Origin of the sequence: Rhodococcus sp. SORGH_AS_0301 (genome assembly GCF_030818285.1) — a bacterium.
GTDB lineage: Bacteria > Actinomycetota > Actinomycetes > Mycobacteriales > Mycobacteriaceae > Rhodococcoides.
Window position 1 is genome coordinate 2,426,014 of the sequence record NZ_JAUTAC010000002.1, and the last position, 26,538, is coordinate 2,452,551.

Below are 26,538 nucleotides of genomic sequence, written 5' to 3' on the forward strand. Positions count from 1 at the left end.
TCTCTTCGGGAGCGGTCACTGGGACACCTGCTTGATCTCGTACGGGACGGGCTGCTGAGCCGTGTGGGGGTGATCGGGACCTGCGTAGACCTTGAGCTTGCCGGCGATCTGGTTGCCGAGCTTGGTCTTGGGGATCATGCCCTTGATGGCCTTCTCCACGACGCGGTCGGGGTTCTTGTCCAGAACCTCACCGATGCTGCGCGCACGGAGACCGCCCGGGAAGCCCGAGTGGTGGTAGTGGAACTTGTCGGTCCGCTTGTTGCCGCTGATCGCGACCTTCTCAGCGTTGATGACGATGACGAAGTCTCCGCCGTCGAGGTTGGGGGAATACGTGGGCTTGTGCTTGCCACGCAGCAGAGTTGCTGCCTGGACTGCGAGGCGGCCGAGAACGACGTCGGTGGCGTCGATCACGTGCCAGGTCCGGGTGACATCCCCGGCCTTTTGGCTGTACGTGGACACAGAACTTCCTTGTCTCATCGCTGATGGTGCTGGCCAGGCGCGTGGTCGATCGTCTCGGCGGCCAGTGGAGACCCGAGGGACCGGTATCGGTCGTGCATGACGACTCGATGTACCGAACGCCAACGGTGTACCTTACCGGCCCACGTACTGGCAGGTCAAAACCCCTCGACCGTCATCGCCGACGAGAGGTGCAGTCGATGCAGCGGCGAGCAGTGGGCAGCGCCTCGAGGCGGGGGTCGGAGATCGCCCCGCCGCACACCTCGCACTGTCCGTAGGTGCCGCGCTCGATCCGCATCTCCGCGTCGTCGAGTTCGCGCAGGTCCTCCCGCGCCTCTCTCGACATCGATGCGATGGCGGCGCGCTCGAATGCGATGGTCGACCCCTCGGGGTCGTGCTCGTCGTCGTCCGTGGTCCACTGCGACCCTTCGACGATGGCCTGGTGCTGTCGTGCGAGCGACACGATGCGGGCCTCGGTGAGCGCACGTTCCGCCGCGACCCGGCTGCGGGCGATCGCCCGAGCCGCGTGGTCGCGGTCGCTCGGGTCGGTGACGGGCTGATTCGGCTGTGTCATGACGACGTCCAGTATCCGCCCCGCGCCGACCGGAGTCGTACGGACCGTCGGAGATGGGCAACCGGACACCCCCCACGCCCCGGTTGCCCACCTCGTCCGTGATCAGGCGAACATTCCCCGGTTCGCCGCCTCGCGTGCCTGCATGTCGGCGTTGCCCTGACCGACGGCACTGCCGACCGCCTCGAGAACCTGATTGAGCTCCAGGGCCGCCGAGTCCCACTGGCGCTGCTTGTCCTGGTACGACTCCGACGCCGTGCCTTCCCATTCCGCCACCAGCGGCGAGATGATCTGGCGCAGTTCGTCGAGCTTGCTGTTGAGAGTGGCCTGCTTCGCGTCGATCTGAGCAGTGACCTGGTCGATGGCACCGAACACGTATCTCATGGTGAACGTCCTTCCTGACGTGAGTGATGGGCAGATCGGATGATCGGCGGGTCAGAGGTTGAGCGAACCGCCCGCGGCGGTGACGGTGCGCGTGTTGTCGTCGTCGGCAGCGCCGTAGGCGGTCCCGCTCGACTTGATGGCGTCCCCGATCGAACCCAGCGCGAGTTGCAACTTGTTCGCGCTGCCGTCCCAGCTGGTCATGACGTTCTGGAACGCGATCGCCGCCGCGCCTTCCCAACTCCCTCCGACGGCCTGGACGTCGCCACGCAGCTGGTCCAGCAGCGCCTTGATCTCGAGCGTCAGCTGGTCCACCTTCCCTGCGGTGACGTGCATCGTCTCGACGGTGGTCTTCATCTGCGACATGGTCTCTCGATCCCCCCTCGGTGTGGTCCGGGCCGGTACCCGGAACTTCCCCTGCACCTCCTTCGACGCGACGACTCGGCGAACGGTTCCGTCTCCGCCACCGCGTCACCCGACGACGAGGGACGCGAGGACCGCGGTGCAGACCTCCGCCATCACGGGGTTCGCGGCCTCGGTGCTCTGACAGCCGAGACTCGTCTGCTCCCCCGGTGACACGATCACCGTCCACGCCACCGTCGAGCCGTCGGACGCCTTCTCGGTGTAGACGAGCGCGGGACGATCGGATACGTCCGACCGTCGATCGAGCCCGCCGAGTCGATCGGGTGCGGCGTCGACCCCGGCCGACAGGGTGGCCTGCACGTCGGGGAGTCCGACGCCCACACCGAGTTCGCGGACCACCAGCACCAGTCGCATGCCGGCGGGTGCGTCGGGACGGATCTCGACCCGCTCCGTACCCGGCTCGACATGCCACCCCACCGGCACGATCAGGTGTGTTCCCGCGATCGAGAAGTCGGTACCGGCGGGGGCGCTCGTCGTCGTCGCGGCGCCCGGCTCGGTGGTGGGCGCGGTGGGTCGAGTGGGCCCGGCCGGGACCATGGACGGTTCTGCGGCTCGTGGTCGCTCCGTCGCAGGCGCGGGCGACTGTCCGCTGGTCAGTGCCGCGACGCCGATGCTGACGCACACCACCGCGGTCGCCACCGCTGCCACCAGGACCGGCCGTCGGGTCGTGCGCCGACGGTCCACGGCCGCCGCGGCGGCTCGTTCGGCCAGCCACGCGCCCGTCCTACCGGGCGTGAGCTCGGCCGGTACGGACGTTGTGACGGGCGGAACCGGGAGGGAACTCGCGCCCGCGCTCGGGACCACGGCTGCCGCCATCTCCTCGTCGTCAACCGTCACCACCGTCAGATCGCTCATCTCGTCGAGTACGGCTCGCGGCAAGGTGTCACTCGTGCCGTGCACGACGAGTCGGCAGGCCGGCGCGGCAGCGAGAGCTCCGTCCACCGCGGCACGAGTGCGCGACACCGTCAGCTCGTCGTCCCCTCCGATCGCGGGGTCGGTCAGAACACAGTCCACGACGTCGCTGCTGATGGCCGTACTCACCACGGTCGAGACCGTGGTGCGGTGCGGTGTGCGGTCGAGAACCACTGTTCGGCAGCGTGATCCACCGCACGGGCAGGGCCGGGCCGACTGCGCCGCGTCCCGCGCGACGAGCGCCGACGACACGAGGAGGACGTCACGCGCGAGGGGGTCGCGCGGCCGCGGTGAGGACGCTGCAGCGCACGGCTCCCCAGTGCGGTGAGTGCACCAGCACCAGGTCGTGATCCCCACCGTGCACCCCCGCATCGCGCAGAGCGTCGGTGAACATCTCGGACACCATCGTCGACACCTCGACCTCGCGTCCGTCGGCGAGAGTGACGACGCGGTCGTCGATGTGGCCGAGGACGTCCACGGACGCGGAACCGTCTGCGGGAGTTCTCGACAGCACCCCGAACCGTGAACACCACACCGCGTCCACGGTCGTGACGAGCCCGACGGGCGACGTCACCGCTCGTCCGGCGCGGTCTCGCACAGCGCGGTCTGCACCAGTGTCGCCGTTTCGCGCCCGACCAGCACACCGCGTCCGGGTGGGAGTTCGGACGGACGGACGGAGCCGAGCAGGACGCCCTCCTCTCGGCTCCCGCTCATCACCAGTCCCGGTGATGCCAGGTCCTTGAGCCTCGCGAGGACCGGTTCGTACAGTGCCCGAGCGGATCCGCCGCACCGACGTGCGACGACGAGATGCAGACCGACGTCCCGCGCCTGCGACAGCAGTTCCAGCAACTCGGTCAGCGGGTTTCCGTGCGGCGTGACGACGAGGTCGTAGTCGTCGACGACCACGACGATCTCGGGACCGGTCCACCAGGATCTCGCAGCGAGTTCGCGACGAGTGGTGTCCGGTCCCGGACGGCGGGCACGCAGGTAGGTCGCGAGTTCGGCGACCATCGTCGTGGCCTGCTCGGCCGTGGAAGCGTGACCGGCGAGCCGATCGGACGGGATGTCGCCCAGCAGGGTTCGTCGGTAGTCGACGGCGAGGATTCTCAGCGACGTGGCGTCGTTGGCCTGCGCGAGCGAACGGCAGATCGATCGCAGCAGACTGGTCTTCCCGCAGCCCGAGTCGCCGAGGACGAGAAGGTGCGGATGCTCGGCCAGATCCAGAACGACCGGCGCGAGATCGTTCTCGTCGACACCCACCGGCACGGTGGCGACGAATGTCCCCGAGGCGGACGGTGGCCACCACGCCGACACGGACGACAGAAGGTCGTCGCGCTCGAGTCGACGCGGCAACAGTCGCACCGGGGGCGTCGGTGCGTCACCCCGCCACCGGTGGACCGACTCGGCGATCGCGCGGTCGGTCCCGTGTCCGAGATCGTCCGTGTCGGCGATGCCGTCGACACGCGGGAGCGCGACGAGCAGATGCAACCCGTCCGGGGTGATGCCTCGACCGGGCCGACGCGTCGGGACGTGCATCGCCCGTGCTCGGCCGATGTCCGAGTCCGACGGATCACCCATGCGCAGTTCGACTCTCGTGGTGACGGCATCCTTCACCGCGGGACGGAGCTCGGCCCACCGACTCGCGGCGAGGACGACGTGCACCCCGTAGGAGAGTCCGCTCGACACCAGCTGGTGCAGGGACGGTTCGAGGGCCTCGAACTCGGCTCGGATCGTGCTCCACCCGTCGACGACCAGAACGATGTCCGGCACCGGCGGTGCACTGTCTCCACCCGACTCTCGCCTGCGCCGCGCGTCGGCCATCGACCGGATCTCGCCGGTGCGGAACAACTCCTCGCGGCGTCGAACGGTTCCGACCACGTCGGCGACGATGCGTCGCACGGCGTCCGCCTCCGAGCGGACCGCGACGGATCCGACGTGAGGAAGGCCTACCAGCCGTCCGACGGATCCACCGCCGAAGTCCAGGACGTGGAACTGCACGTGGTGCGGGGAGTACCGCAGAGCCAGATCGAGGACGAGCGTGCAGAGCGCGGTGGACTTGCCGGACTGCGGTCCCCCGACGATCGCCACGTGCCCGGACGCACCGGTGAGGTCGAGTTCGAGTGCATCGCGTCGCTGGTCGTACGGCCGGTCGACCAGTGCGACCACGGCGCGCAGTGACCCCGCCGCGTCGGGCCGGTCACCGCCGAGCGCCGTGTCCGGTGACACCGAGTCGAGTGTGACGGGCCGGTCCAACGGCGGTAGCCACACCCGGTGTGCGGGACGCCCGTGACCGCGCACTCGCGCGACGACGGCGGAGAGGATGGTGCCGCCGTCCGACGACTCGGACGGAGACGGCGGTTCGCCCGCCGGTTCGAGGGCGGTCTCGTCGAGCAGCGGCACCGGCGCCGCCGTGAAGAGACGGGGCCCGGTCGAGCCTGCGCCGACCGAGAGCGCTGCGGGCTCGTCGCTCCGCAGACGGGGACCCGAGACGAACATCGCGGTGAAGCGCACCAGCTCGCTGGAGTCCGTTCTGAGGAACCCCACTCCCGGACCCCCGGTCACGTGATGCGCGTCGGCGACACCCAGAACCGATCGAGATTCGGAGGCCGAGAACGTCTTCAGACCGATGCGGTAGGAGAGATGACTGTCGAGTCCGCGCAGCCGACCCTCGTCGAGCCGCTGGCTCGCCAGCAACAGATGGATGTGCAGCGAGCGCCCGAGTCGCCCGATCGCGACGAAGAGCTCGGCGAACTCGGGGAACCGGGTCAGCAGTTCGGAGAACTCGTCGACGACGACGAAGAGCGCCGGTAGAGGCGCGAGTGCGGCACCACCCTCGCGCGCACGGGTGTAATCGGAGACGTTCGCGTAATTGCCGGCGGCCCTGAGCAGTTCCTGCCGTCGAGTCATCTCGCCCGCGAGCGCGTCGCGCATCCGCTCGACCATCTGCGCTTCCTCGGACAGGTTGGTGATGACGGCCGCGACGTGAGGCGCCGATTCCAGTCCGAGAAACGTGGCCCCACCCTTGAAGTCGACGAGGACGAGATTCAGGACGTCGGGCGGGTGCGTCGCGACGAGTCCGAGCACCAGCGTCCGCAACAGTTCCGACTTTCCCGATCCCGTGGCGCCGATACAGAGTCCGTGCGGTCCCATACCCCCCTCGGCGGCCTCCTTCAGGTCGAGCTCGACGACGCGACCGTCGTCGTCGAGTCCGAACGGGACGCGCAGTCGCGACCGCCCGGAACGGGAGGACCAGGCGACGCCGGGGTCGAGACTGTCGGGAGACGTCATGCCGGGCAGGTGTTCCCATGCTCGGACGCGCGGGCCACCCTCCGCCCGCACGACGGTGTCGCCCGTCCGGAATCGAGCGAGTCCCCGCGCCACCACGGCGGCGGTGACCACGTCCACACCGTCCGCGGTACCGAACATCTCGACTCCGGCCGCGCTCCGTGCGCCGAGCGCAGGCCTGTCCGCGCCGTCGCCGACGACCAGGACGAGTGTGCGATCCGCGGTGCCGTCCCGGCCCGCACCGGACACGGTCAGGACCGTCACGTCCCCGCCCCTCGTCACGGTCTCCCATGTCTCGGCATCCTCGACACCGTCCTCGGCACCGCGATCCACGACCACGATGCGATGGGGCCGCGCACCGGTCGACGAGTCTGCCGCCGGGACAGCGAGGTCCCGCGCTGCCTCCGCCGGCGATCCGAAGGTCAGCCGCCGTCGCCCGCCACCGTCCGACGCGGTCTCGTCCCCGTGGTGCGGCAACCACTTCGTCCAGTCCCACGTCGCCGCGGTGCAGTCGTCCACGACGACCACCACACTGATGTCGTCCGGACTGTGGAAAGTGCACGCCTGCAACACCATCGAGCGCACGAGCGCTCTCGCCGCCTCGACGGGGCCGTCGACACCGATCACGGAGAACGCGCGCAACGAGACCGCGGTGGGAAGGTCCGACACGATGGCATGGGTCCGGACGAACGAGCGCAGGAGGGCGGCCGACACAGGCTCGAGACCCTCGGGCGGACCCGTGTCGGGTGTGACGAGGCGAGTGGCGAGTCGTTGGTCGCCCACGCCCACCCGCAGATGGACGAAGTCGTCGTCTGTCGACCGCCTCTCCCACATGCGTGAGGTTCCGGCGAACGAGGACAGCGTCGACGGATCAGGATGGGAGAAGGCCAGTGCCTCGTGCTGCGCCGACGCCGTCGACCGGACCCGCTCGCGCATCGCACCGAGGTACGTCAGATAGTCCTTGCGCGATTCGTCGAGTTCGGCCGTCCGTGGCCCGCCTCCGCGGCCCCCACCGGCGAACATCCCCAGCATGGACACCACCATCATGGCCGGGAACAGCAGCGTCATCGGGTTGGCGGCCGCGCCCGACGTGATCATGAGGGCAACCATGCCGACCATCGCGACCACCATGACCAGAGGCAGCATCTTCAGGAGCGGGTTCCCCGGGACCACCCGCGGAATCTCCGGTGGCGGCTCCATCTCGACGGTGCCGCCCGGCACCCGCGGCGCGTCCTCGCGCGGCGGTCGACCATGGACCACCCGCGTGTCCACCGCCGTCGCGTACTCGCCCTCACGTCCGACCACCACGTCTACCCCCCCCAGTGGCTCGCCGCCCCGTTCGGCGAGTCGGGTCAGACCGTAGCGCCGGACGCCGACGACCGGGAGGGAAGACGACGAGGGTTGTGGACGAACCCTCGTGCCTGTGCATATCGCGAGGCGATGTCACCGAACTGACCTATAGTGCTCGCACGACCCGCGGTGCGACCGCGGGAAGAGAGTTCGGGGGGACTTTCGATGACCATCGCGCCGACCGCTGCGCCGCTGTCCACGACGCGCGAATCCGCGGTACGCCGGATCGAGCCGGCCGTGCTGCGCATCACCGTGATCACGGGGGACGTCGAGGTGGACGTCTCGGTTCCCGGCGGAGTCGCCGTCGCCGCGACGGTGCCCGCTCTGACGGCGCTGATCGACGAGCGCGCGGACTCGGATCGTTCGCCGGGCCCACGGTCGCTCTCCACGATGGTGGGAGTGCCGCTCGACGCGCGTCTCTCGTTGCTGGACAACGGTGTTCGGGACGGCGACGTGCTGGTTCTCCACCGCGGACGAGAGTCCTCACCGCCGGTCTTCGACGATCTGACGGAGGCGGTGGCCGTTCTCTGCAACGGCCACTCGTGGACCCGGTCCGACTCGGTCGTCGCAGCCACCGTCGTGTCGACGGCGGCACTGGCGACCGCGGGATGGACCGCGACGAGAACGAGCGGAGTCCCTGCGGCAGCGAGTCTCGCCGTCCTCGCGCTGCTCACCGTCGTGGCCGCGTGTGTGTGCACCGCGGCGCGCGTCCCGTCGGCCCTGAGCTTCGGTCTCAGGTCGACCGGGTGTCTCCTCGCGTTCGCCGCGGGCACGATGCTCGTTCCCGGACAGGATGCCGCGGCCGACGCCGTGCTCGGATTCGCGCTGAGCGCGGCGGCGTCCGTCGTCACCTCGATGATCGCCGGCCGCGAGGGACGCGCCACGTTCACCGCGGTGTCGACGGTGAGCCTCGTGGGCGCCGTCGCCGCTGCTGTCGAGGCGCTGAGCGACGTGCCCACCGTGACGATCGCGGCGGTCACCGCCGGCGTGTGCACCCTGGCGCTCACCCGCGCCCCGCGACTGTCGGCCGCACGAGCCGGAATACGCCTTCCCCCGGTACCACTCGCCGATGCCGGCGCTCGTCTCGACCACCCGGGACACGAGGGACCGCCGACGCGGCCGTCGGAAGCCGCCCTCGTCGCCGCACACGAGTCCGCTCTCGCCGACGTCGACGTCGTCGCGGAACGAGCTCGCACAGCTCAGCAGTACCTCACCGGCTACACGACGGGGTTGTCCCTGCTCGCCTCGGCGGGGGCGATCGTCGTGGCCACGCACGACATCGCCGCGACCGTCGATCCCGGCAGACTCGCTGCCGCTGCCGCGATCGCCTCCGTCCTGTGCTGCCGGGGCCGCGTGGGTGTCGATCGTCTGCGCTGCGCCGTCGCTGTCACCGCGGGTGTCGCGGCCGTCCTCGTCGTCCTCGCAATCGGTGCGTCCACACGCGCCGACCTGTGGCCGTGGTGGACCGGGGCTGCGGTGGCGGTCGGCGTCCTCGCGATCCTGATCGGTGTCGTCGCGCCGGGTCGGCGATTCTCCCCCGTCGCGCGCCGGGCGGCCGAACTGGCCGAACTCGCCGTCGTGGTCTCGATCGTTCCTCTCGTCTGTCTCGTCGTCGGGGCCTACTCGGCAGCGCGCGGCCTGTGACGACTCAGCGACGACCAGGGGTGACCGCATGTCTCGTCGCAGCAATGGTCGTTCTGGCCCTGCCCACGGCGGGTACGGCAGCCGCAGACACACCGTTGATCGATCCCGGACTGCTCCCCGAGCCGGCTGCCGCGGCCCCGTCCGAACCGACCGAGCAGCGCACCCGGTGCGCGGCCGCCTCCGAGGCGCCCGTGACGGCGCTGGTACCCGCGGCTCAGAGGACGCTCCGGTTCTCGGACGTGTGGAGCCTCACCCGAGGCGCAGGTCAGATCATCGCCGTCATCGACACCGGGGTCGCACCACATCCGCTCCTCCCGACTCTGCGCGCCGGCGGCGACTACGTCTCGACGGGCGACGGGCTCGAGGACTGCGATGCACACGGCACCGTCGTCGCCGGACTCATCGCTGCTCGGCCGGTCCCGGGATCCGGCTTCGCCGGCGGAGCGCCGGACGCCACGATCCTCTCGATTCGTCAGTCCAGTGCAGCCTTCGCCGCGACGTCCTCGGAGCGGGAGGCCGACGAGAACGGTTCCACCTCCGCGGGGTACGGCGACGTCGAGTCGATGGCTGCGGCGATCCGCACCGCTGTCGACGCGGGCGCGGACGTCGTCAACATCTCGGAGGTCGCCTGTGCGAGCGCTGGATCGTCGATGGGCGACGGCGCACTGGGAGCCGCCGTGCGGTACGCCGCGGTGGACAGGGATGCCGTGATCGTCACGGCTGCAGGGAATCTGGACGGCCGTCGGTGCCGGACGCAGAACGACCTCATCCGCGGCATCGACGGACGAGACACGGCGCTGCCGGTGACTCTCGCGTCGCCGGCGTGGTTCGACGAGTACGTCCTCACCGTGGGATCGCTGGACCCGGACGGGCGGCCGTCGTCGTTCAGCTTGAACGGGCCGTGGGTCGACGTCGCAGCTCCGGGTACCGAGGTCACGTCCCTCGGTGCCACGGGTACCGGTCTGGCCGACGGCACCCTCGACGACGAGGGGCGCCGAACAGCCTTCACGGGAACGAGTTTCGCCACACCGTTCGTCTCCGCGACGGCCGCCCTGGTGCGGGCGCGTCATCCGGAGCTGTCCGCGGCGGATGTCATCGACCGCATCGTGACGACGGCGCACTCACCGGCAGGTGACTGGGACTCGGCTGTCGGCCACGGCAGTCTGGATCCGGTGGCGGCGGTGACGGGCAGCGCGGTCGCACGGGGTGCCGACGCGTCCGTGCGACTGTCCCCGCGCACGACACCGCCGGTCGCCGACCGTCGCGACGCACTACTCGCCCTGGCGTCCTCCGTCGGGATCCTGCTGCTCGTGTCCGGCGCACTGGCGGTACGCGCGGTGGTCCGGCGTCAGGACCCGTCGTGACCCACACGGGCCGCATCGACGGTCAGCGCCGGACCGGGCGGCAGCAGTCCCACGACGGGCCACGGCGCCGGTGCCGGATCGCCGAGTCCGAGTGCCTCCGCGTCCTGCGTGAACGGGACGCCGAAGCGGGTTCCCGTGTCGGCGACGTAGAAGGCGGAATCGCGGCGCGGGTCGTCGGCGGCCTGCCCGGTGGTGGCGACGTACAGCCCGGACCCCGGTGCCACGAAGAAGGTGTCCAGCCCATCCCCTGCACCGTCCGCCCCGGCCAGCGCCACGGCGCGCGCGTCGGCAGTCGCACCGATCGTCATCCTCGTCTGCGCCCCGCGCCCCGTCGACTCGTCCGGCCCGACCCACTCCACGCAGGTGGCGTCGCCGCCCGTCACGATGATCGGTGGTCGCTCCGGAAACGTGTCGACCGCCAGAGGTGCAGCGGTTCTCGGAGCCCGGGCGATCACATCGGGCGGGACGGTGTCGACACCCACCCGGCCGGCCGAATCGGAGAAGCGCAGCAACTGCGCGGTGGCCGCTCCGATCGCCTGCACGCCGTCCTGCAGAACCACGTAGTGCTCGCTGCGATCCCCGAGATCGACTGTCACCACGGATCCGACGGGCCGACCCCCGATCGGGTACGGGGCAGCAGCGCCCGACCCGATCACCGTGGGGGTCACGATCTCCGGCGCTTCGGGCACCGCGTCGAAGAGCCCCGCCGACACCGGAGTGGGTACCGCGTCCTCCAGGCCGAGGGCTCGGGTCACGGCGGTGTTCTGCAGGTCCACCCGCGCGCGCACCTGTCCGTGCACCAGGTAGTCGACGCCGTCCCGACGCCACACCAGCGCGTCGTCGGGGTCGAGTGCGCGACGCGGTGCGACGGACTGCGTCCCCACCGGTTCGACGGTCACATCGGTCGTGCCGTTGTCCGACTCCTCGCACACGGACCAGACCATCGCACCGGTCGTGACCGGAAGCGCCTGCGGCGTACCGCCGATACCGATCGCGGCGCCTCGGGCGCGTCGAGCGATCTCGTCCGGACCGACCGCGGTGGGCTCGTCCGGCCGACCGGCGAACAACCGGGCGGACGCCAGATCGGACGCGGGGTGGAGCGTGTCGTCCTCGACGACGTACAGAGCGCCACTCTCGTCGTCCAGCACGATCACGGCATCACCGATACGTGCGGCCGGTCGGACGAAGGCGAGTGCGGCGCAACCGGCGAGGATCAGGACCGCCACGACGACGCCGACCGCGGAGGCCCGCGCCGTCGATCGCAGCGGTTCGTGCCGCATCGACGTGTCGCCCAGGACCAGTGCGTGATCGAGCCGTCTCACAGAGAACCGATGCGCACCGATCTGCCATCGCGTGGTCGGTGTTCCTGCCATCGATATCCCCTGCCCTCGGTGCCGCGGCGACGCGGCCCGGCCCCCCGCCGGACACGCCGGACCCGATGGAGGGGTCCCGCGTGAGGGCACAGTACATCGACCGCAGAGAAGGAGCCATGGTGTCCGAGACTCGCCCGGGGATGACGGCCGCACGCGACGTCGTGGTGTCGCAGGCAGTGGCGCTCGGCGTGGCCGTCGCGCTCACGACGTCGGGAGTGCCTGCGCGATGGGCGATCACGGCCGCAGTGGTCGTCGTGATCGGACTCTGCCTCCCCCGGGACGGGCGTCCTGTCGTGGGTCACCTCTCGGCGTGGCCACGGCTTCTCGCGCATCGACCGGTACCCGCGCGCACGGTGCTGTCGTTCGATCGTCCCGGCGGTCCGATCGGTGTGGTGTGGAACGGATCCGACCTGACGATCGTCGCGGAACTCCGCGTCGAACCGGCTGCGGCCGGATGGTCGACGGTCGGCTCACGCGGTGCGACACCCGACGCCGTGGTGCCGCTCCGCGACCTCGTCCACCGACTGTCGCAGGGCACGGACACGCCCACCCACCTGGGTGTCACCTCCGTCGGCACGCGTCCGGCACGGGGTCGCCGCGCCGCGGACTGCTACCTGTCCATGGCCGGACCGCTCGCGTCGGTGGCGCGGCGGCGAACCTTCCTCTCCCTCTCGACCGACGTCCACGAGGGTGAGACGGCCGCGGCGCGTCGGGGCGGAACTGCTGCTGGGTCGGTGCAGATGCTCGCCACGACCATGGCCCGACTGCAGCACGTCCTGCGCACCCACGGTCTCGTGGGCAGCCTTCTCACCGCCGATCAGATCCGTGCGGCGGATCTTCTGGTGACGAATGGGGTTCCCCTCCGTCACGTCCGTCCGCAGTGGCGCTTCGCCCGGCTCGGCGGATCGACCTGGCGCTCACGGCGGCTCGCACCGTCCGCCTGGACCGCGGCGGCGGTCGACTCGATCGGCGATCACGACGCGGACGTCACGAGTCTCGCCGTCCGGGCGGCCCTCTCGACCACCACCGAAGCGACGGCGACCTACGGCTACCTGGCGGCCGAATCTCCGCAGCGCCGATCGATCCGGGTCGCGGGGTCCAGCACGCTCGACGGCCTGCATCGACAGGGCCTGGAGGACGTCCTCGTGTCGACCGCCCGGCCGGCGACGCCCACGCACCCCGTCGAGGGAGCGCAGTGGAGCACCCTCGTGCTGCCGGTCGCGGGATGCGGTCAGGTCGTCGGTGTCGACTCCGACGGAACCACCGTCACCGCACGACTGTTCGGAAGGGACGTCCACACCGTCGACGTCCACGGCGAGCTGTACGTGGTCCACCAGATCGTCTTCCGCGCCGTGGCCGTCGGTGCGGTGGTCCTGGTGATGACCGACCGACCCCATGCATGGCGCCATCTCGCCGTCGCGGTGGCGGATTCGGGCACCCTCTCGGTGGTGACTCCCGTGTCGGACGTCGAGTCCGGCACCGCGGTGGATCTGGTGGTCGCCGATCATGCCGGAGACAGACCGACTCCGGTACCGGGAACGGTGCTCCGGGTGAACCCTGCCTCGTCGACCGGCGGGACCGACATCGTGATCGACCAGTCCCCGAACGTCACCGACGAGGTAACCCTGACGATGGCGTCGCGGAGCATCACCCTGCGCCTCGTCACCACCGCGGCCGAGACCGAGGCCATCGGTCGACCGCGGGGTCTCCCACGACCGGGCTCAGCCGCGCGGGTAGGGCTGCCCGGCGCGCTCTGACCACCACAGCAACTGATCGATCATCCGCTGTGCGCCATCGATCGCGGCACCGTCGGACGTCTCGCCGTGCGCGTCGAACGCCTTCTTCACTCGGGGGAACAGCACGGCGTCGCGCACGGATGCCATGTGCAGCTCCGCGACCACCAGACGCAGCTGCTCCACGGCGCGCACTCCCCCGGCCGTGCCGCCGTAGGAGACGAAACCCACCGGCTTGCCACGCCATTCGAGCTTCACCGAGTCCAGTGCCAATTTCAGCGATGCCGGGCAACCGTGGTTGTACTCGGGAGTGACGAGCACGAAGGCATCGCAGCCGTCCACCCAGCGGATCAGCTCGTCGACACCGGGGCCACCCGAGAGATCCATCGGCAGAACGACATCCGCGAGGTCGAGTACCCGGACCTCGAATCGCCCGTCCGCCGAGGCGCGGCGCACGAACCACTGAGCCACTGTGGGGCCGACACGCCCCGTCCGGACCGAGCCGATGATCACGCCGAGAACAGGAGCCATGCCTGAAGAGGCTAGCCGCAGCAGGCACCGGGCAACGATCGCGTGGCCCGGGTCGTGCGACTGCGATCGGCCAGCTCCGCATCGACCGGGTAGTCGACACGCACCAGCGACAGGCCGTGCGCCGGGGCCACGGTGATCGAACTCGACCTCGCACCGGCTCCCAGCAGGCCGCGTACCCACGTCAGGTCACGGCGTCCTTCGCCCACAGCCAGCATCGCCCCGACCAGGGAACGCACCATCGACCAGCAGAACGCGTCCGCGCTCACGTGCGCGGTGAGATCGTCGCCGTCCCGCACCCAGTCGAAGCGCTGCAGCTCCCGCACGGTGGTGGCGCCGTCACGGCGCTTGCAGAACGCGACGAAATCGTGGAGGCCGACGAGAGTGGAGGACGCCTCCTGCATCGCCGCCACGTCGAGTGTGCGGGTCCACGGCACCACGAAACCCGCTCGGAGGGGCGGAGTTCCGTAGGGCGCGGTAGACAGTCGGTACTCGTAGTGCCGCCGCAGTGCGGAGAACCGGGCGTCGAAATCGTCGGACACCAACGTCACACGCAGGACGCGGACGTCCGTCGGCAGAAAACGCGCGAGTCGCCGCACCAGCAACGCCGGGTCGGGTGCGCGGTCGGGATCGCGAGGATCGATGCGGGCCAACGCGGTTCGCGGCACGTCGACGTGGGCGACCTGGCCCTCGGCGTGCACGCCGGCATCCGTCCGCCCGGCCACGGTGAGCTCGAGTGGGGTACCGAAGATGGCGGACAGTCGCTCCTCGAGCACACCGCACACGGTCCGTTGGTCGCGCTGTCGAGCCCAGCCGGCGAAGGCAGTGCCGTCGTAGGCGACATCGAGACGCAAACGGGCGAGCCCGCCACCCCCGAAAGGGGTGACGGGCTCGCCCAGAGAGTCCGAGGACACTCTTACTTCTTGTCTGCCTCATCGGCGTTGGCCGCGTGAGCGTCCTCTGCCTCGACACCCTCGATGACGGCGTCTGCATTCTCGACCTGAGCGTCGGTTGCCTCGGCCTCGACGGCCTCGACGACGTTCTGATCGGATGCAGCCTCGTCAGCGGCGGTCTCGTCGTTCGTGGCGGCAGGCGCGGCCTGCGATGCCTGGACACGACGAGCACGGTCCGCCTCGTTGGACACCGTCTGCTCGCGAACGAGCTCGATGATGGCCTGAGGAGCGTTGTCACCCTTGCGGGGGACGGTCTTGATGATGCGGGTGTAGCCGCCTGCGCGCTCGGCGAAGTGCGGGCCGATCTCTGCGAACAGAGTGTGAACGACGTCCTTGTTGCGGATGTCCTTCATGACCTCACGACGGTGAGCCAGCGAGCCGGCCTTCGCGTGCGTGATGATCTTCTCGGCGTAGGGGCGGAGGCGCTTGGCCTTCGACTCCGTGGTGGTGATCCGTCCGTGCTCGAACAACGCCGTGGCCAGGTTGGCGAGAATCGCCTTCTGGTGCGACGCCGATCCGCCGAGACGGCGACCCTTGGTGGGCTTGGGCATGTCAATCTCTCCTGATCAAGAGCTCGGGACGCGAGTGCGTCAGAGCTGTTCGGTCTCGGCGTAGTCCTGCTCGGCGCCGTCGGCATCGCTCACGGCGGTGTCGGTGTCGCTCCAGGTACCGGTGGCGGCGTCGTATCCGGCGACAGTGCTCGGATCGAACGTCGCGGGGCTGTCCTTGAGCGAGAGGCCGAGCGAGTGCAGCTTGACCTTGACCTCGTCGATGGACTTCTGTCCGAAGTTACGGATGTCCAGCAGATCCGACTCGGTACGGCCGACCAGCTCGCCGACGGTGTGAACACCCTCGCGCTTGAGGCAGTTGTAGGACCGGACGGTGAGGTCCAGATCCTCGATCGGCAGACCGAAGGATGCGATGTGATCGGCCTCGGCGGGCGAGGGTCCGATCTCGATGCCTTCTGCTTCGACGTTGAGCTCACGGGCAAGCCCGAACAGCTCGACCAGGGTCTTGCCCGCCGAGGCGAGCGCGTCCCGCGCGGTGATGGAGTTCTTGGTCTCCACGTCGAGGACGAGCCGATCGAAGTCGGTGCGCTGCTCGACGCGGGTGGCCTCCACCTTGTAGGTCACCTTCAGCACGGGCGAGTAGATCGAGTCGACCGGGATACGGCCGATCTCGGCGCCCGACGCCTTGTTCTGAACAGCCGGAACGTATCCGCGGCCACGCTCGACGACGAGCTCGATCTCGAGCTTGCCCTTGTCGTTCAGGGTCGCGATGTGCAGATCCGGGTTGTTCACGGTGACGCCGGCCGGAGGAACGATGTCGCCTGCAGTGACAGTGCCGGGGCCCTGCTTGCGGACGTACATGGTGACCGGCTCGTCCTCTTCCGAGGACACGACGAGACCCTTGAGGTTCAGGATGATGTCGGTGACATCCTCCTTCACGCCGGGGACCGTGGTGAATTCGTGCAGAACGCCGTCGATACGGATGCTGGTGACAGCAGCGCCGGGGATCGACGAGAGAAGCGTGCGGCGAAGCGAGTTGCCGAGGGTGTACCCGAAGCCAGGCTCGAGGGGCTCGATGACGAACTTCGAGCGGTTGTCAGCGATGACCTCTTCGGTCAGCGTGGGTCGCTGAGAAATGAGCATTGATGTCCTCCTGGGAAGAGCGTCCGCTATTTGACGCTCGGGATGTGGCCTACGGCCCCGTGCGCCTTTTGCGTATCCGGAGATACGCAAAAGGCGCACGGGGCGCGAAGCGCCCTACTTCGAGTAGTACTCGACGATGAGCTGCTCGGTCAGCGGGATGTCGATCTGCGAACGCTCCGGCTCCTGGTGGACCAGGATGCGGAGACGGTTCGGAACGACCTGCAGCCAACCGGCAACGGGACGATCGCCGTAGGTCTCACGGGCGATCTGGAAAGGCAGCGTGCTCAGCGACTTCTCGCGGACGTCGATGATGTCGTACTGCGAGACGCGGTAGCTGGGGATGTCGACCTTCTTGTTGTTGACCAAGAAGTGGCCGTGCGTGACCAACTGGCGTGCCTGACGACGCGTGCGAGCGAGGCCCGCACGGTAGACGACGTTGTCGAGACGCGTCTCGAGGATGCGGAGCAGGTTCTCACCCGTCTTGCCCTTGAGGCGGTTCGCTTCCTTGTAGTACAGCGAGAACTGCTTCTCCATGACGCCGTAGGTGAAGCGTGCCTTCTGCTTCTCCTGCAGCTGGAGCAGGTACTCGCTCTCCTTGATACGCGCGCGGCCGTGCTGGCCGGGCGGGTACGGGCGACGCTCGAAGGCCTGGTCGCCTCCGACGAGGTCGACGCGCAGTCGACGCGACTTGCGGGTGATGGGTCCGGTATAACGAGCCATGTTCTGTTACTTCCTTCCCGCTAGACGCGACGGCGCTTGGGCGGACGGCAGCCGTTGTGCGGCTGGGGGGTGACATCGGAGATGGTGCCGACCTCGAGGCCTGCCGCCTGGAGCGAACGGATCGCGGTCTCGCGGCCGGAGCCGGGACCCTTCACGAAGACGTCGACCTTCTTGACGCCGTGCTCCTGCGCCTTGCGCGCGGCACTCTCGGCAGCGAGCTGAGCGGCGAACGGAGTCGACTTGCGCGAGCCCTTGAAGCCCACGTGGCCCGAGGACGCCCACGAGATGACGTTGCCCGACGGGTCGGTGATCGACACGATCGTGTTGTTGAACGTGCTCTTGATGTGAGCGCTGCCGTGCGGGACGTTCTTCTTGTCCCTGCGGCGCGTCTTCTGGGTCTTCTTCGGACCGGAGGTGCGTGACTTCGGGGGCATTACTTCGCCTTCTTCTTGCCGGCAATGGTGCGCTTCGGTCCCTTACGGGTGCGCGCATTGGTCTTCGTGCGCTGTCCACGGACGGGCAGACCACGACGGTGGCGAAGGCCCTGGTAGCAGCCGATCTCGATCTTGCGACGGATGTCGGCCTGCACCTCGCGGCGCAGGTCGCCCTCGACCTTGAGCGACTCCTCGATGTACTCGCGGAGCTTGGTCAGGTCCTCGTCGGTGAGGTCCTTGCTCCGGAGATCGGGGCTGACGCCCGTGGCGGAGAGAATCTCCTGCGAACGGGTACGGCCGATGCCGTAGATGTAGGTGAGTGCGATCTCCATGCGCTTCTCGCGCGGAAGATCCACACCGGCTAGACGTGCCATGTGGCGTTTTCCTTCATTCGTGCGGAGGTCTGCTCCCAGTCCGTCCCCATACATGTGGTGCTCGGGGCCCCGGCCTCCGCGGCCGGGGGTGTACTACCCGCGTGTGGGCAGCTGGTGCTGGGAGGTCTTCTTCTGGCATGTGGAGCCAAGTAGATCTTCGAGAGGGGGGTTGATCAGCCCTGACGCTGCTTGTGGCGCAGGTTGTCGCAGATCACCATGACCCGGCCGTTACGGCGGATCACTTTGCACTTCTCGCAGATCGGCTTGACGCTCGGCTTGACCTTCACGTCTGTTCGATCTCCTGGTCGCGTCCGAGGATCACGCGCGAACGCGTCGAACCTCGGACATGGTTGATCCCCGGCTCGCGAGGAACCGGGGACTCTTGACTACTTGTAGCGGTAGACGATCCGCCCGCGTGTCAGGTCGTAGGGAGACAGCTCGACCACGACGCGATCCTCGGGGAGGATGCGGATGTAGTGCTGCCGCATCTTGCCGCTGATGTGAGCGAGCACCTTGTGACCGTTCTCCAGCTCGATGCGAAACATCGCATTGGGCAGGGGTTCGACTACTCGGCCCTCGACCTCGATTGCGCCGTCCTTCTTTGCCATATCCTCCGCGATCCTGGTTTGCACACCTGATTGACGTCTCGTAACCACACTTCGTGCAGGCACGCGTGAACGCACCGACGTTCCATGTTACCGGGTCGGAGCGAGCAGGCCAAACCAGCCGTCCACAGGCGCGGAGCACCCTCAGCCCGAATGGCCCCGATAGGTGCCGAAGGACCAGTGCACTCCCTCGGGATCGAGGCAGGTGAAACCCTGGCCGCCGTAGTCCTCGTCGCGCAGGGGTTCCACGATACGGGCGCCGGCCTCGCGCGCGCGATTGTGCAGTCGCGTCAGTTCGTCCTGTCCCACGGCAACGTAGACGGCGCCGACTCCGGGCGGCAGGCCCGCGATGGTGCTGTCCGGTCGCGCCGAGCCGAGCATGACGGCTCCGCCGCCGGGGCGGACGAGCTCGGCGTGGTCGACGCGCTCCCCCTCGCCGTACACGGCGGCCTCGGTGAAGCCGAGGACGTCGACGATAAAGGCGATCGCGGCACGCGCGTCGTCGTAGCGGAGTGCGGGCCAGACGACGGTCGGGGTGGTCTCGGTGTGCTGTGTCTCGGTCATGCCGTCGATCCTGTCGCCGCGAAGGTTCGCTCGTCTTGTACGGATGCGAACACCTCGTTCGCACGCCACACCGAGGGCGCCGATCCCGCCAGCGCGCGCCAGTCCCGTGCCATGTGTGCCTGGTCGAAGTAGCCGCAGACCGACGCCACCTCGGCGAGCCGGGGCGGTTCGGCCACCCGCAGCATCGCGTGCGCTCGGGCGAACCGCCCCAGCCGGACCGCGTCCCGCGGCGTGACGGCGTACTCGGAGGCGAACGCGGTCTCGAGGCGTCGACGGCTCCATCCGACCTCCGCGGCGACCTGCTCCACCGACATCGCGGTGGGACCGGTGGTCCGCGCCCACGCCCGCTCCAGCCGGGCATCCGGTTGCGGGGCCCGGCCCAGTCGCGCGCACAGCGTGCGGTCCAGCAGCGCGAATGCCTCACGCCATCCGGTCGCTGCGTGCACGCCGTCGAGAAGCCGAGCGGCATCGCGCCCGAGCAGGTCCTCCAACGGCACGATGTACTGGCGCAACTCGGCGGGCGGGACGTGGAGCAGCGCGCGGCACCCCGCCGGCGTCACCGTGATCTGGACACCGTGCTGCTCGCCGTCGTGGTCGATCACGACGGGTTCGGTCCCCAGACCCGACGCGAGGGCACCGAACTCCCCCGGCCGCTGATCCGCCATCGCGGTGCGGGAGATCGTGAGCGGTGGCCCGATCGGCAGAATGATCGTCAGGTCGACGGACGGCATGCCGACGTGCGAGCCCGGCGCGAAGCCGGAGAGGCGGTACCCCTCGTAGCGACGCACGAGGCCGCGGAGTGGCCGCGACGGCACCGCGGTCGCGCCGTCCGACACGGCTGTCATGGGCACACGGTAGAACGGTACGAGCGAGGCCGCACGGCATTCGTGCACACGCTGCGGACGAGGAGGACCGATCGATGGCCGAGGATCCAGGACGCGTCGAGAAGGCGTTGGTGTCGATCCTCGACAACGGGAGCCGACTGCAGGGCCCCGCCGTCGAGAAGTACGTCTGGCGAATTCGCCGCGCGCATCCCACCGAGTCGCCGGCGCAGATCATCGGTCGCCTGGAGAAGACGTTCCTGAACGCCGTGACGGGAAGCGGCGGGGCTGCCGGGGCCACCGCCGCGGTGCCCGGCATCGGCACCGTCGCGTCGGTCGCTGCCGTCGGCACCGAGACGGCCTTCTTCGTCGAGGCCTCCGCACTGCTCACCCTGTCGGTGGCCGCTGTTCACGGCATCGCCGTGCACGACCACGAACAGCGGCGTGCGCTGGTGCTGGCGGTCGCTCTCGGTGAGTCCGGCCGGGAGATCGTCGGCAGGACACTGGGCCGCGGCAACGTCGGCCGCGTGCTCACCGCCGGGATCCCCGGCGCGAACCTCGGCAGTCTGAACAAGCGGCTCGTCCGCAAGTTCGTCGCCAAGTACGCCGCGAAGCGAGGGGCGGTCATGCTCGGCACGCTGCTGCCCGCGGGCATCGGAGCCGTCATCGGCGGAGCCGGCAACCGCGCCTTGGGCAAAGGCGTCGTCACCAATGCACGGGACGCCTTCGGGCCGCCGCCGGCGCGGTGGCAGGACGCACCGGGCGTCGTCGAGCCGGACGCCTGACGCGTGCACGTCACCACCGAGACGAGCCCCGGACACGCGCTCGAGGCGCGTGACCTCACCAAGACGTACGGAACCGCGGTCGCCGCCGCGCGGATCGGGTTCGTCGTACCGCGCGGATCGGTGACCGGGTTGTTCGGACCCGTCGGTTCCGGCACGTCGACCACGCTGCGAATGCTCCTCGGGCTCGTACAGCCCGACGAGGGTGCGGCGCTGGTGGAGGGCCTGCCGTACGCGGCACTCGTCGAGCCGGGCCGCACCGTCGGTGCCGTGCTCGGCGGCGGCGGCGCGCACCCCCGCCGCACGGCGCGCGCACACCTGCGCACTCTCGCACCCGTCCTCGGTGTCGCCGACTCCCGTGTGGAGGAGGTGCTCGCACTCGTCGGTCTGCACGACGTCGCCGGTCGCCGCGTCGGCGAGTTCTCTCTCGGGATGCGGCAGCGCCTCGCGCTCGCGGCGGCACTGCTCGGCACACCTCGCATCCTCGTGCTGGACGAGCCGACCGACGGTCTCGACCCCGGCGGCATCGTGTGGCTCCGCGACTTCCTGCGCGGATTCGCTCGTGCGGGCGGCTCCGTTCTGGTGTCCGGCCACGTCGTTCGCGAGCTCGAGGCGGTCGTCGACCACGTCGTGATCCTCGACCGCGGCTCGGTCGTCTTCCACGGCAGTATCGGTGAGCTCCGCGGTACCCGTCCCGCCCGAATCCTGGTGCACAGTTCGAACCCCGCCGCCCTGGCACTGGGCCTCGCCGCGTCCGGCCACACCGACGCCGTGCTGGGTCCCGACGGCCGACTCGTGGTCACCGGTGTCGGCGAGGCCGTGATCCGGTCGACGGCGCACGCATCCGGGGTGACCGTCCACGGAACCGTGGTGTCCGCCGTGGACCTCGAGCAGATCTACCTGTCCCTCACGACCCCGGTCGGTCCGCATCCAGCCCTCACCGGAGCTCGGCGATGAGCCCCACGGCAGGCGGTCTGCTCCGAGCGGAGATCCGCCGGGTCGGATCGTTGCGGTCGTGGTGGGCACTGGGTCTACCGCCCGTGCTGATCGGCGGATTCGCCAGCGCCGTGTACGCCGCCATCGCGTCGTCGGACGCGCTCACCGGCGTCGACGACGCCAATCGCGTCGCCGCTCTCATCGGGTTGTACGTCACCGTGGGCGTGTCGGTGCTGTTCGCCGCCGTGTTCGGCGCGGTGCACGCCGCGACCGACCTGCGCCACGGCGCCGCGTCCACGACCTTCCTCGCCGCGCCGCGTCGCGGTCAGGTGGTGGCCGCCAGGATTCTCGTCTCGGCCGCCGTCGGTGCCGCGTACGCCGTGGTGTCCGTCCTCGTCAGCGTGGCGTCGCTCGCACTGTTCGGGGGCAACACAGTGGTGGACGACGGACTGGTGATCGCGGTCTGTCTTCTCGGCATCGTCGTCTCCGCGCTGTGGTGTGTCCTCGGCTGCGGGCTCGGGCTGCTCACCGGCTCCCCTGCCATCGCGGCGATCGTCGTGGTCGCGTGGCTACCGATCGGAGAGCTCGTCGTGATCGCGGTGCTCAGCGGCATCGGCGCGGAGGCGGTCGCCGCCCTGCTCCCCGGAGCCACCACCGTCGCGATCATGGCAGCGGACAAGGGGACGGACGGCGACATGCTGCTTCCGTTCTCCGCTGCCGTCGTCGGACTGCTGCTGTGGACCATCGGCATCGCCGGAGCCGGGTGGCTGCGCACCACTCGCCGAGACGTGACGTGAGCACTCCCGATTCGCGAGGGTGGATCCGCAGGCTGGCGTCGGACTGCTTCGCTCATCGCCGCGTCGCGGTGGGCGCACTCGCGGTGACCTTCGTGGCCGCTGCCATCGACATCATGTTCCCCCTCCTCACCCGCGCCGCCGTCGACGGCGCGTCGGCCAGCCGCACCGACCACATCGCCACCATCGCCGCGGCCATCGCGGGACTGGCCGTCGTCCGCTTCGCGTGCCAGTTCGGGCGGCGCCTCCTCGCCGGCGCCCTGTCCATCGACGTGCAACACGGACTGCGCCAACGCCTGCTCGCGTCGCTGCACCGCCTCGACGGCGAGCGGCAGGACGAGGTGCAGGTCGGTCAGGTGGTGTCGCGCTCGATCACCGACCTGCAGCTGGTGCAGGGTCTGCTCGCCATGGTCCCGTTGTCGGCGGGCGCCCTGCTGCAGTTCGTCCTGGCTCTCGGCGTGATGGCGTACCTGTCGCCGCTGCTCACCCTGGTGGCGCTCGCCGTCGTACCGGCCATCAGCGTGCTGGTCGTCCGCATGCGCCCCACGCTGTACGCGGCCACCTGGTCGGCCCAGCAGCAGGCCGCGGAACTGGCCGGGCACGTGGAGGAGACGGTCACCGGTGTGCGCGTGGTCAAGGGCTTCGGCCAGGAATCGCGTGCCGTGGACACGCTGGAGCGCATCGGCCGGCGGCTGTACGCCGAGCGCCTGCGCGCCGCCGTCGTGAACTCCCGATTCGCCCCCGGCATGGCGGCGCTGCCGCAGCTCGGTCTGGTGGGTGTGGTGGCCCTGGGTGGGTGGTCGGCTCTGTCCGGTTCCATCACCGTCGGCACGTTCCTGGCCTTCGCGAGTTACGTCGCCACGATGGCCGCCGTGACCCGGACACTCACGTCCGTCGTGGTCATGGCCCAGCTGTCCCGTGCCGCGGTCGAACGGGTGTACGGCGTCATCGACACCCGGCCGGCGCACGAGGAACCCGAGAATCCGGTACCGATCCCGGACGGACCGCTGGGGCTGCGTCTGCGCGACGTCCGATTCGGTTTCGACCCCGACGCCCCCGTGCTCGACGGACTGGACCTCACGGTCGCGCCGGGCGAGACGGTGGCGGTGGTGGGCCCCTCCGGCAGCGGCAAGTCGACCCTGTCCATGCTGCTGCCGCGGTTCTACCGACCGTCGTCGGGCAGCATCGTGCTCACGTCCGAGAACGGCGACGTCGACATCGCCGACCTGTCCGCCGACGACCTCCGCGCGGCGGTGTCGGTCGCGTTCGACGATCCGTTCCTGTTCTCCTCCAGCGTCGCGCGCAACATCGCCCTCGGTGCCCCCGACGCGTCGGAGGCGAGTGTCCGCGACGCGGCCACGCGCGCCATGGCCGACGACTTCGTCCGCGACCTGTCCGACGGTTACGACACCACGGTGGGTGAGCGCGGGCTCTCGCTGTCCGGTGGCCAACGCCAACGCATCGCGCTCGCGCGGGTCCTGCTGTCCTCCCCGCGCGTCCTGGTCCTCGACGACGCCACCTCGGCCGTCGATGCCCGCACGGAGGCAGCGATCTTCGACCGGCTGCGTTCCGGTCCACGCCGGACGACGGTGGTGCTCGCGCACCGCCGGTCGACGCTCGCGCTGGCCGATCGCGTCGCCGTCCTGGACCGGGGGCGCATCGTCGACATCGGCACCGAGGCCGAACTCGACGAGCGTTGCCCCCTGTTCCGCGCGCTGATGTCCGGCGCAGGCGAGAAGTCCGAGCCGGCGCAGGACGACGTGCCCGCCGACTCGCTGTGGCCGGATGACGGCGACTCCACCGAGTTCGCGTCCTCACCCGCCTCCCGCGCGAGCGCGGACGGCGCGGCTGCCGGCGGCCCTCCCGGTCCGGGCGGTCACATGGCGTCGTCACTCGGCGGCGCCGTGCCCACGGAGGCCATGACCGAGATCCTGGCCCGAATCGCCCCGGCCGACGAGGACCCGCGCGTCGACACCGCTGCCGCTCGGCGGGACGAGTCGACGTTCACCCTGCGGCGCACCCTCGCCCCCGTCGCCGGACTGCTCGCGGTGGTCATGGTCTGCCTGGCGTTCGACTCGGCCGTCACCATCGCCTTCCCGTCGATCGTGCGGTTCGCCGTCGACCACGGTGTCGCCGAGAGGTCCACCGGAATCCTCGCGGCGGTGTCGGGCATCGCGCTGGCGCTGGTGATCGTCGACTGGCTCGTGGTCCGCACCATGACGGTGGTGACCGCGCGGGCCGGTGAGCGCGTGCTCTTCGGGCTCCGCGTCCGCAGCTACGCGCACCTGCAGCGTCTCGGCCTCGACTACTACGAGCGAGAACTGTCCGGCCGGATCATGACCCGCATGACGACCGACGTGGACGCGTTGTCGACGTTCATGCAGACGGGTCTGTCGACGGCCGTCGTCAGCCTCCTGACGATCGTCGGCGTGTCGGCCGCATTGATCCTCACCGACGGGGTCCTCGCCGCGGTGGCCCTGTCGGTCGTCCCGATCCTGGTGGTGGCGACGCTGGTGTTCCGCCGCATCTCCGCTCGCGCGTACTCGACGTCACGCGAGCGCATCTCGGCCGTCAACGCGGAGTTCCAGGAGAACGTCACCGGACTACGGGTCACGCAGGCGTACCGGCATCAGACGGCTGCGGCACGCTCGTTCCTCGCCCGCTCCGAGTCGTACCGCCGCAGCCGGATGCGGTCGCAACGGGCCATCTCGGTGTTCTTCCCGTTCATCGCGTTCCTGTCGGACCTCGCCCTCGCCGCCGTGGTCCTCGTCGGTGCGTACCGCGTGGCCGACGGGCGCACCTCGGCCGGCGCCCTCGTCGCCTTCGTGCTGTACCTGGGTCTGCTCTTCGGCCCCATCCAACAGTTGTCCCAGGTGTTCGACGGCTATCAGCAGGCGTCCGTGGGTCTCACTCGCATCGGTGACCTGTTGCGCACCCGCAGCTCGATCGAGCAGGCCGGGTCGTCGACGCCGGTCTCGGTCCCACCGCGACTGCGCGGCGACATCGCGCTGAAGGACGTCACCTTCCGCTACGCCGGGGCTCCGCGGGATGCGCTGACGTCGGTCGACCTGCACGTTCCGGCGGGATCGACGGTGGCACTGGTGGGTCGCACCGGCGCCGGCAAGTCGACCATCGTGAAGTTGATGGCGCGGTTCTACGACCCGACCACCGGGGACGTCGTCGTGGACGACGTGCCCGTGCGGTCGTACCCGCTCGGCGACTACCGCCGACGTCTGGGAGTCGTTCCGCAGGAGGCGCATCTCTTCAGCGGCACCATCGCTTCCAACATCGCTTTCGGGCGTCCGGACGCGACGCGCGCCGACATCGAGAGCGCGGCCCGCGCCGTGGGGGCACTGCCCGCCATCGCCACACTCCCTCTCGGCATGGCGACGCCCGTCGGAGAACGTGGCCGCGGCCTCGCGGCGGGAACCCGGCAGTTACTGGCGCTGGCGCGCGCCGAGCTGGTCGATCCCGACATCCTGTTGCTCGACGAGGCGACGGCGACCCTGGACCCGGCGACGGAACGAGCCGTCCTGGACGCCGGCCGCACCGTGACCACCCGTCGGACATCGGTGATCGTGGCGCACCGCCTCGCGACCGCCGCGCGGGCCGATCTCGTCGTGGTGGTCGACGACGGGCGCATCGTGGAGAGCGGAACCCACGAGAACCTGGTGCGCTCGGACGGTTTTTACGCCGAACTCTGGGAAACCACCGAGGGACGTACCACGGCTGCGAGTGGCGCGGGTCACGCAGCCGACGACGGCACGACCACGCCACACACCGGTGAAGCCGATCACAAGGGTGATCCGGACACACGGCCGCGGACCGAAAGGTCTAACCTTGATCGTGCCGTGCGCTGAGCGAGAACGAAGAAGGAAACGAG

General features: G+C 69.8%; 26 protein-coding genes. 7 read left to right on the top strand and 19 right to left on the bottom strand.

What is annotated here, in order from left to right; genetic code table 11:
* Positions 1 to 15 precede the first annotated feature (15 nt).
* From rplM to eccCa, 7 genes are all read right to left on the bottom strand, one after another.
* Positions 16 to 459 (bottom strand): 50S ribosomal protein L13, encoded by a 444-nt coding sequence (gene rplM / locus QE397_RS11925; protein ID WP_027503810.1) that lies wholly within the window; start codon positions 457 to 459, stop codon positions 16 to 18.
* A gap of 172 nt (positions 460 to 631) precedes the next feature.
* Positions 632 to 1,030 (bottom strand): TraR/DksA C4-type zinc finger protein, encoded by a 399-nt coding sequence (locus QE397_RS11930; RefSeq protein WP_307093479.1) that lies wholly within the window; start codon positions 1,028 to 1,030, stop codon positions 632 to 634.
* Positions 1,031 to 1,132: 102 nt separating this feature from the next.
* On the bottom strand, positions 1,133 to 1,411 hold the full coding sequence (locus tag QE397_RS11935; RefSeq protein WP_027503812.1) for a WXG100 family type VII secretion target: 279 nt from the start codon (positions 1,409 to 1,411) through the stop codon (positions 1,133 to 1,135).
* Positions 1,412 to 1,462: 51 nt separating this feature from the next.
* Positions 1,463 to 1,765, bottom strand: coding sequence for a WXG100 family type VII secretion target (locus tag QE397_RS11940; RefSeq protein ID WP_162246747.1), 303 nt, complete (start codon positions 1,763 to 1,765; stop codon positions 1,463 to 1,465).
* A gap of 114 nt (positions 1,766 to 1,879) precedes the next feature.
* Positions 1,880 to 2,917, bottom strand: coding sequence for a type VII secretion-associated protein (locus QE397_RS11945; protein WP_307093480.1), 1,038 nt, complete (start codon positions 2,915 to 2,917; stop codon positions 1,880 to 1,882).
* An 88-nt stretch (positions 2,918 to 3,005) separates the two neighbouring features.
* Positions 3,006 to 3,317, bottom strand: a complete 312-nt coding sequence (locus QE397_RS11950; protein ID WP_307093481.1) for a hypothetical protein — start codon at positions 3,315 to 3,317, stop codon at positions 3,006 to 3,008.
* Complete coding sequence (eccCa, locus tag QE397_RS11955; protein ID WP_307097527.1) at positions 3,314 to 7,228, bottom strand: type VII secretion protein EccCa; 3,915 nt, start codon at positions 7,226 to 7,228, stop codon at positions 3,314 to 3,316. Before eccCa ends, QE397_RS11950 begins: the two co-directional genes overlap by 4 nt.
* Positions 7,229 to 7,543: 315 nt before the next feature.
* On the opposite strand from eccCa, the gene eccD reads away from it, so the two are divergent.
* Together eccD and mycP are read left to right on the top strand one after the other, a co-directional pair.
* Positions 7,544 to 9,022, top strand: coding sequence for a type VII secretion integral membrane protein EccD (gene eccD / locus QE397_RS11960; RefSeq protein ID WP_222650300.1), 1,479 nt, complete (start codon positions 7,544 to 7,546; stop codon positions 9,020 to 9,022).
* 44 nt (positions 9,023 to 9,066) lie between these two features.
* Positions 9,067 to 10,386, top strand: a complete 1,320-nt coding sequence (mycP, locus tag QE397_RS11965; RefSeq protein ID WP_307093482.1) for a type VII secretion-associated serine protease mycosin — start codon at positions 9,067 to 9,069, stop codon at positions 10,384 to 10,386.
* Here the strand turns inward: mycP and eccB are convergent.
* Positions 10,371 to 11,759 carry a type VII secretion protein EccB gene (gene eccB / locus QE397_RS11970; protein ID WP_307093483.1) on the bottom strand — a complete coding sequence of 463 codons (1,389 nt, stop codon included), beginning with the start codon at positions 11,757 to 11,759 and terminating at the stop codon, positions 10,371 to 10,373. The two genes, mycP and eccB, sit on opposite strands and share 16 nt — an antisense overlap.
* 119 nt (positions 11,760 to 11,878) lie before the next feature.
* Between eccB and QE397_RS11975 the strand changes: the two genes are divergently transcribed.
* Positions 11,879 to 13,516: a type VII secretion protein EccE gene (locus QE397_RS11975; RefSeq protein ID WP_307093484.1), complete on the top strand. Its 1,638-nt coding sequence runs from the start codon at positions 11,879 to 11,881 to the stop codon at positions 13,514 to 13,516.
* Here the strand turns inward: QE397_RS11975 and QE397_RS11980 are convergent.
* The 11 genes from QE397_RS11980 to QE397_RS12030 all read right to left on the bottom strand — a co-directional run bounded on the left by QE397_RS11980 (position 13,481) and on the right by QE397_RS12030 (position 20,167).
* Positions 13,481 to 14,023: an NADPH-dependent FMN reductase gene (locus tag QE397_RS11980; protein WP_307093485.1), complete on the bottom strand. Its 543-nt coding sequence runs from the start codon at positions 14,021 to 14,023 to the stop codon at positions 13,481 to 13,483. The two genes, QE397_RS11975 and QE397_RS11980, sit on opposite strands and share 36 nt — an antisense overlap.
* 11 nt (positions 14,024 to 14,034) lie before the next feature.
* Complete coding sequence (gene truA / locus QE397_RS11985) at positions 14,035 to 14,874, bottom strand: tRNA pseudouridine(38-40) synthase TruA (RefSeq protein WP_027503820.1); 840 nt, start codon at positions 14,872 to 14,874, stop codon at positions 14,035 to 14,037.
* Positions 14,875 to 14,936: 62 nt separating this feature from the next.
* Positions 14,937 to 15,524, bottom strand: coding sequence for a 50S ribosomal protein L17 (rplQ, locus tag QE397_RS11990; RefSeq protein WP_027503821.1), 588 nt, complete (start codon positions 15,522 to 15,524; stop codon positions 14,937 to 14,939).
* Between the two features lie 39 nt (positions 15,525 to 15,563).
* Positions 15,564 to 16,625 carry a DNA-directed RNA polymerase subunit alpha gene (locus QE397_RS11995; RefSeq protein ID WP_027503822.1) on the bottom strand — a complete coding sequence of 354 codons (1,062 nt, stop codon included), beginning with the start codon at positions 16,623 to 16,625 and terminating at the stop codon, positions 15,564 to 15,566.
* Positions 16,626 to 16,739: 114 nt separating this feature from the next.
* Positions 16,740 to 17,345: a 30S ribosomal protein S4 gene (gene rpsD / locus QE397_RS12000; RefSeq protein WP_027503823.1), complete on the bottom strand. Its 606-nt coding sequence runs from the start codon at positions 17,343 to 17,345 to the stop codon at positions 16,740 to 16,742.
* A gap of 20 nt (positions 17,346 to 17,365) precedes the next feature.
* A complete protein-coding gene (gene rpsK, locus QE397_RS12005; protein WP_027503824.1) occupies positions 17,366 to 17,779 on the bottom strand; it encodes a 30S ribosomal protein S11 in 414 nt (137 codons plus the stop codon).
* The gene (rpsM, locus tag QE397_RS12010; RefSeq protein WP_027503825.1) at positions 17,779 to 18,153 is read right to left on the bottom strand and encodes a 30S ribosomal protein S13; all 375 of its coding nucleotides are present in this window, start codon (positions 18,151 to 18,153) and stop codon (positions 17,779 to 17,781) included. The genes rpsK and rpsM overlap by 1 nt, the downstream gene beginning before the upstream one ends.
* Before the next feature lie 173 nt (positions 18,154 to 18,326).
* Positions 18,327 to 18,440, bottom strand: a complete 114-nt coding sequence (gene rpmJ, locus QE397_RS12015; RefSeq protein WP_009679193.1) for a 50S ribosomal protein L36 — start codon at positions 18,438 to 18,440, stop codon at positions 18,327 to 18,329.
* 99 nt (positions 18,441 to 18,539) lie between these two features.
* Complete coding sequence (gene infA / locus QE397_RS12020; RefSeq protein ID WP_005140011.1) at positions 18,540 to 18,761, bottom strand: translation initiation factor IF-1; 222 nt, start codon at positions 18,759 to 18,761, stop codon at positions 18,540 to 18,542.
* A gap of 141 nt (positions 18,762 to 18,902) precedes the next feature.
* Positions 18,903 to 19,322, bottom strand: a complete 420-nt coding sequence (locus QE397_RS12025) for a glyoxalase/bleomycin resistance/extradiol dioxygenase family protein (RefSeq protein ID WP_307093486.1) — start codon at positions 19,320 to 19,322, stop codon at positions 18,903 to 18,905.
* Positions 19,319 to 20,167: an AraC family transcriptional regulator gene (locus QE397_RS12030; RefSeq protein WP_307093487.1), complete on the bottom strand. Its 849-nt coding sequence runs from the start codon at positions 20,165 to 20,167 to the stop codon at positions 19,319 to 19,321. The genes QE397_RS12025 and QE397_RS12030 overlap by 4 nt, the downstream gene beginning before the upstream one ends.
* Positions 20,168 to 20,241: 74 nt before the next feature.
* On the opposite strand from QE397_RS12030, the gene QE397_RS12035 reads away from it, so the two are divergent.
* Genes QE397_RS12035 through QE397_RS12050 form a run of 4 tightly spaced genes read left to right on the top strand, consistent with a single transcriptional unit; the run spans position 20,242 to position 26,515 of the window.
* Complete coding sequence (locus QE397_RS12035) at positions 20,242 to 20,928, top strand: hypothetical protein (protein ID WP_056442559.1); 687 nt, start codon at positions 20,242 to 20,244, stop codon at positions 20,926 to 20,928.
* Positions 20,929 to 20,931: 3 nt separating this feature from the next.
* Positions 20,932 to 21,882, top strand: a complete 951-nt coding sequence (locus tag QE397_RS12040) for an ATP-binding cassette domain-containing protein (RefSeq protein ID WP_307093488.1) — start codon at positions 20,932 to 20,934, stop codon at positions 21,880 to 21,882.
* Positions 21,879 to 22,658, top strand: coding sequence for an ABC transporter permease (locus tag QE397_RS12045; RefSeq protein WP_307093489.1), 780 nt, complete (start codon positions 21,879 to 21,881; stop codon positions 22,656 to 22,658). The genes QE397_RS12040 and QE397_RS12045 overlap by 4 nt, the downstream gene beginning before the upstream one ends.
* Positions 22,655 to 26,515, top strand: a complete 3,861-nt coding sequence (locus tag QE397_RS12050; RefSeq protein WP_307093490.1) for an ABC transporter ATP-binding protein — start codon at positions 22,655 to 22,657, stop codon at positions 26,513 to 26,515. The genes QE397_RS12045 and QE397_RS12050 overlap by 4 nt, the downstream gene beginning before the upstream one ends.
* Positions 26,516 to 26,538 lie beyond the last annotated feature (23 nt).

Coding starts and splice junctions, on each gene's coding strand:
- QE397_RS11980 (WP_307093485.1), bottom strand. CDS start 14,023: ATGGCTCCTGTTCTCGGCGTGATCATCGGCTCGGTCCGGACGGGGCGT.
- infA (WP_005140011.1), bottom strand. CDS start 18,761: ATGGCAAAGAAGGACGGCGCAATCGAGGTCGAGGGCCGAGTAGTCGAA.
- QE397_RS11930 (WP_307093479.1), bottom strand. CDS start 1,030: ATGACACAGCCGAATCAGCCCGTCACCGACCCGAGCGACCGCGACCAC.
- rplQ (WP_027503821.1), bottom strand. CDS start 15,524: ATGCCCAAGCCCACCAAGGGTCGCCGTCTCGGCGGATCGGCGTCGCAC.
- QE397_RS11995 (WP_027503822.1), bottom strand. CDS start 16,625: ATGCTCATTTCTCAGCGACCCACGCTGACCGAAGAGGTCATCGCTGAC.
- rpsK (WP_027503824.1), bottom strand. CDS start 17,779: ATGCCCCCGAAGTCACGCACCTCCGGTCCGAAGAAGACCCAGAAGACG.
- mycP (WP_307093482.1), top strand. CDS start 9,067: ATGGTCGTTCTGGCCCTGCCCACGGCGGGTACGGCAGCCGCAGACACA.
- QE397_RS11935 (WP_027503812.1), bottom strand. CDS start 1,411: ATGAGATACGTGTTCGGTGCCATCGACCAGGTCACTGCTCAGATCGAC.
- QE397_RS12035 (WP_056442559.1), top strand. CDS start 20,242: ATGGCCGAGGATCCAGGACGCGTCGAGAAGGCGTTGGTGTCGATCCTC.
- rpsD (WP_027503823.1), bottom strand. CDS start 17,345: ATGGCTCGTTATACCGGACCCATCACCCGCAAGTCGCGTCGACTGCGC.
- rpsM (WP_027503825.1), bottom strand. CDS start 18,153: ATGGCACGTCTAGCCGGTGTGGATCTTCCGCGCGAGAAGCGCATGGAG.
- QE397_RS12045 (WP_307093489.1), top strand. CDS start 21,879: ATGAGCCCCACGGCAGGCGGTCTGCTCCGAGCGGAGATCCGCCGGGTC.
- QE397_RS12025 (WP_307093486.1), bottom strand. CDS start 19,322: ATGACCGAGACACAGCACACCGAGACCACCCCGACCGTCGTCTGGCCC.
- eccB (WP_307093483.1), bottom strand. CDS start 11,759: ATGGCAGGAACACCGACCACGCGATGGCAGATCGGTGCGCATCGGTTC.
- eccD (WP_222650300.1), top strand. CDS start 7,544: ATGACCATCGCGCCGACCGCTGCGCCGCTGTCCACGACGCGCGAATCC.
- QE397_RS12030 (WP_307093487.1), bottom strand. CDS start 20,167: ATGACAGCCGTGTCGGACGGCGCGACCGCGGTGCCGTCGCGGCCACTC.
- QE397_RS11940 (WP_162246747.1), bottom strand. CDS start 1,765: ATGAAGACCACCGTCGAGACGATGCACGTCACCGCAGGGAAGGTGGAC.
- eccCa (WP_307097527.1), bottom strand. CDS start 7,228: ATGGAGCCGCCACCGGAGATTCCGCGGGTGGTCCCGGGGAACCCGCTC.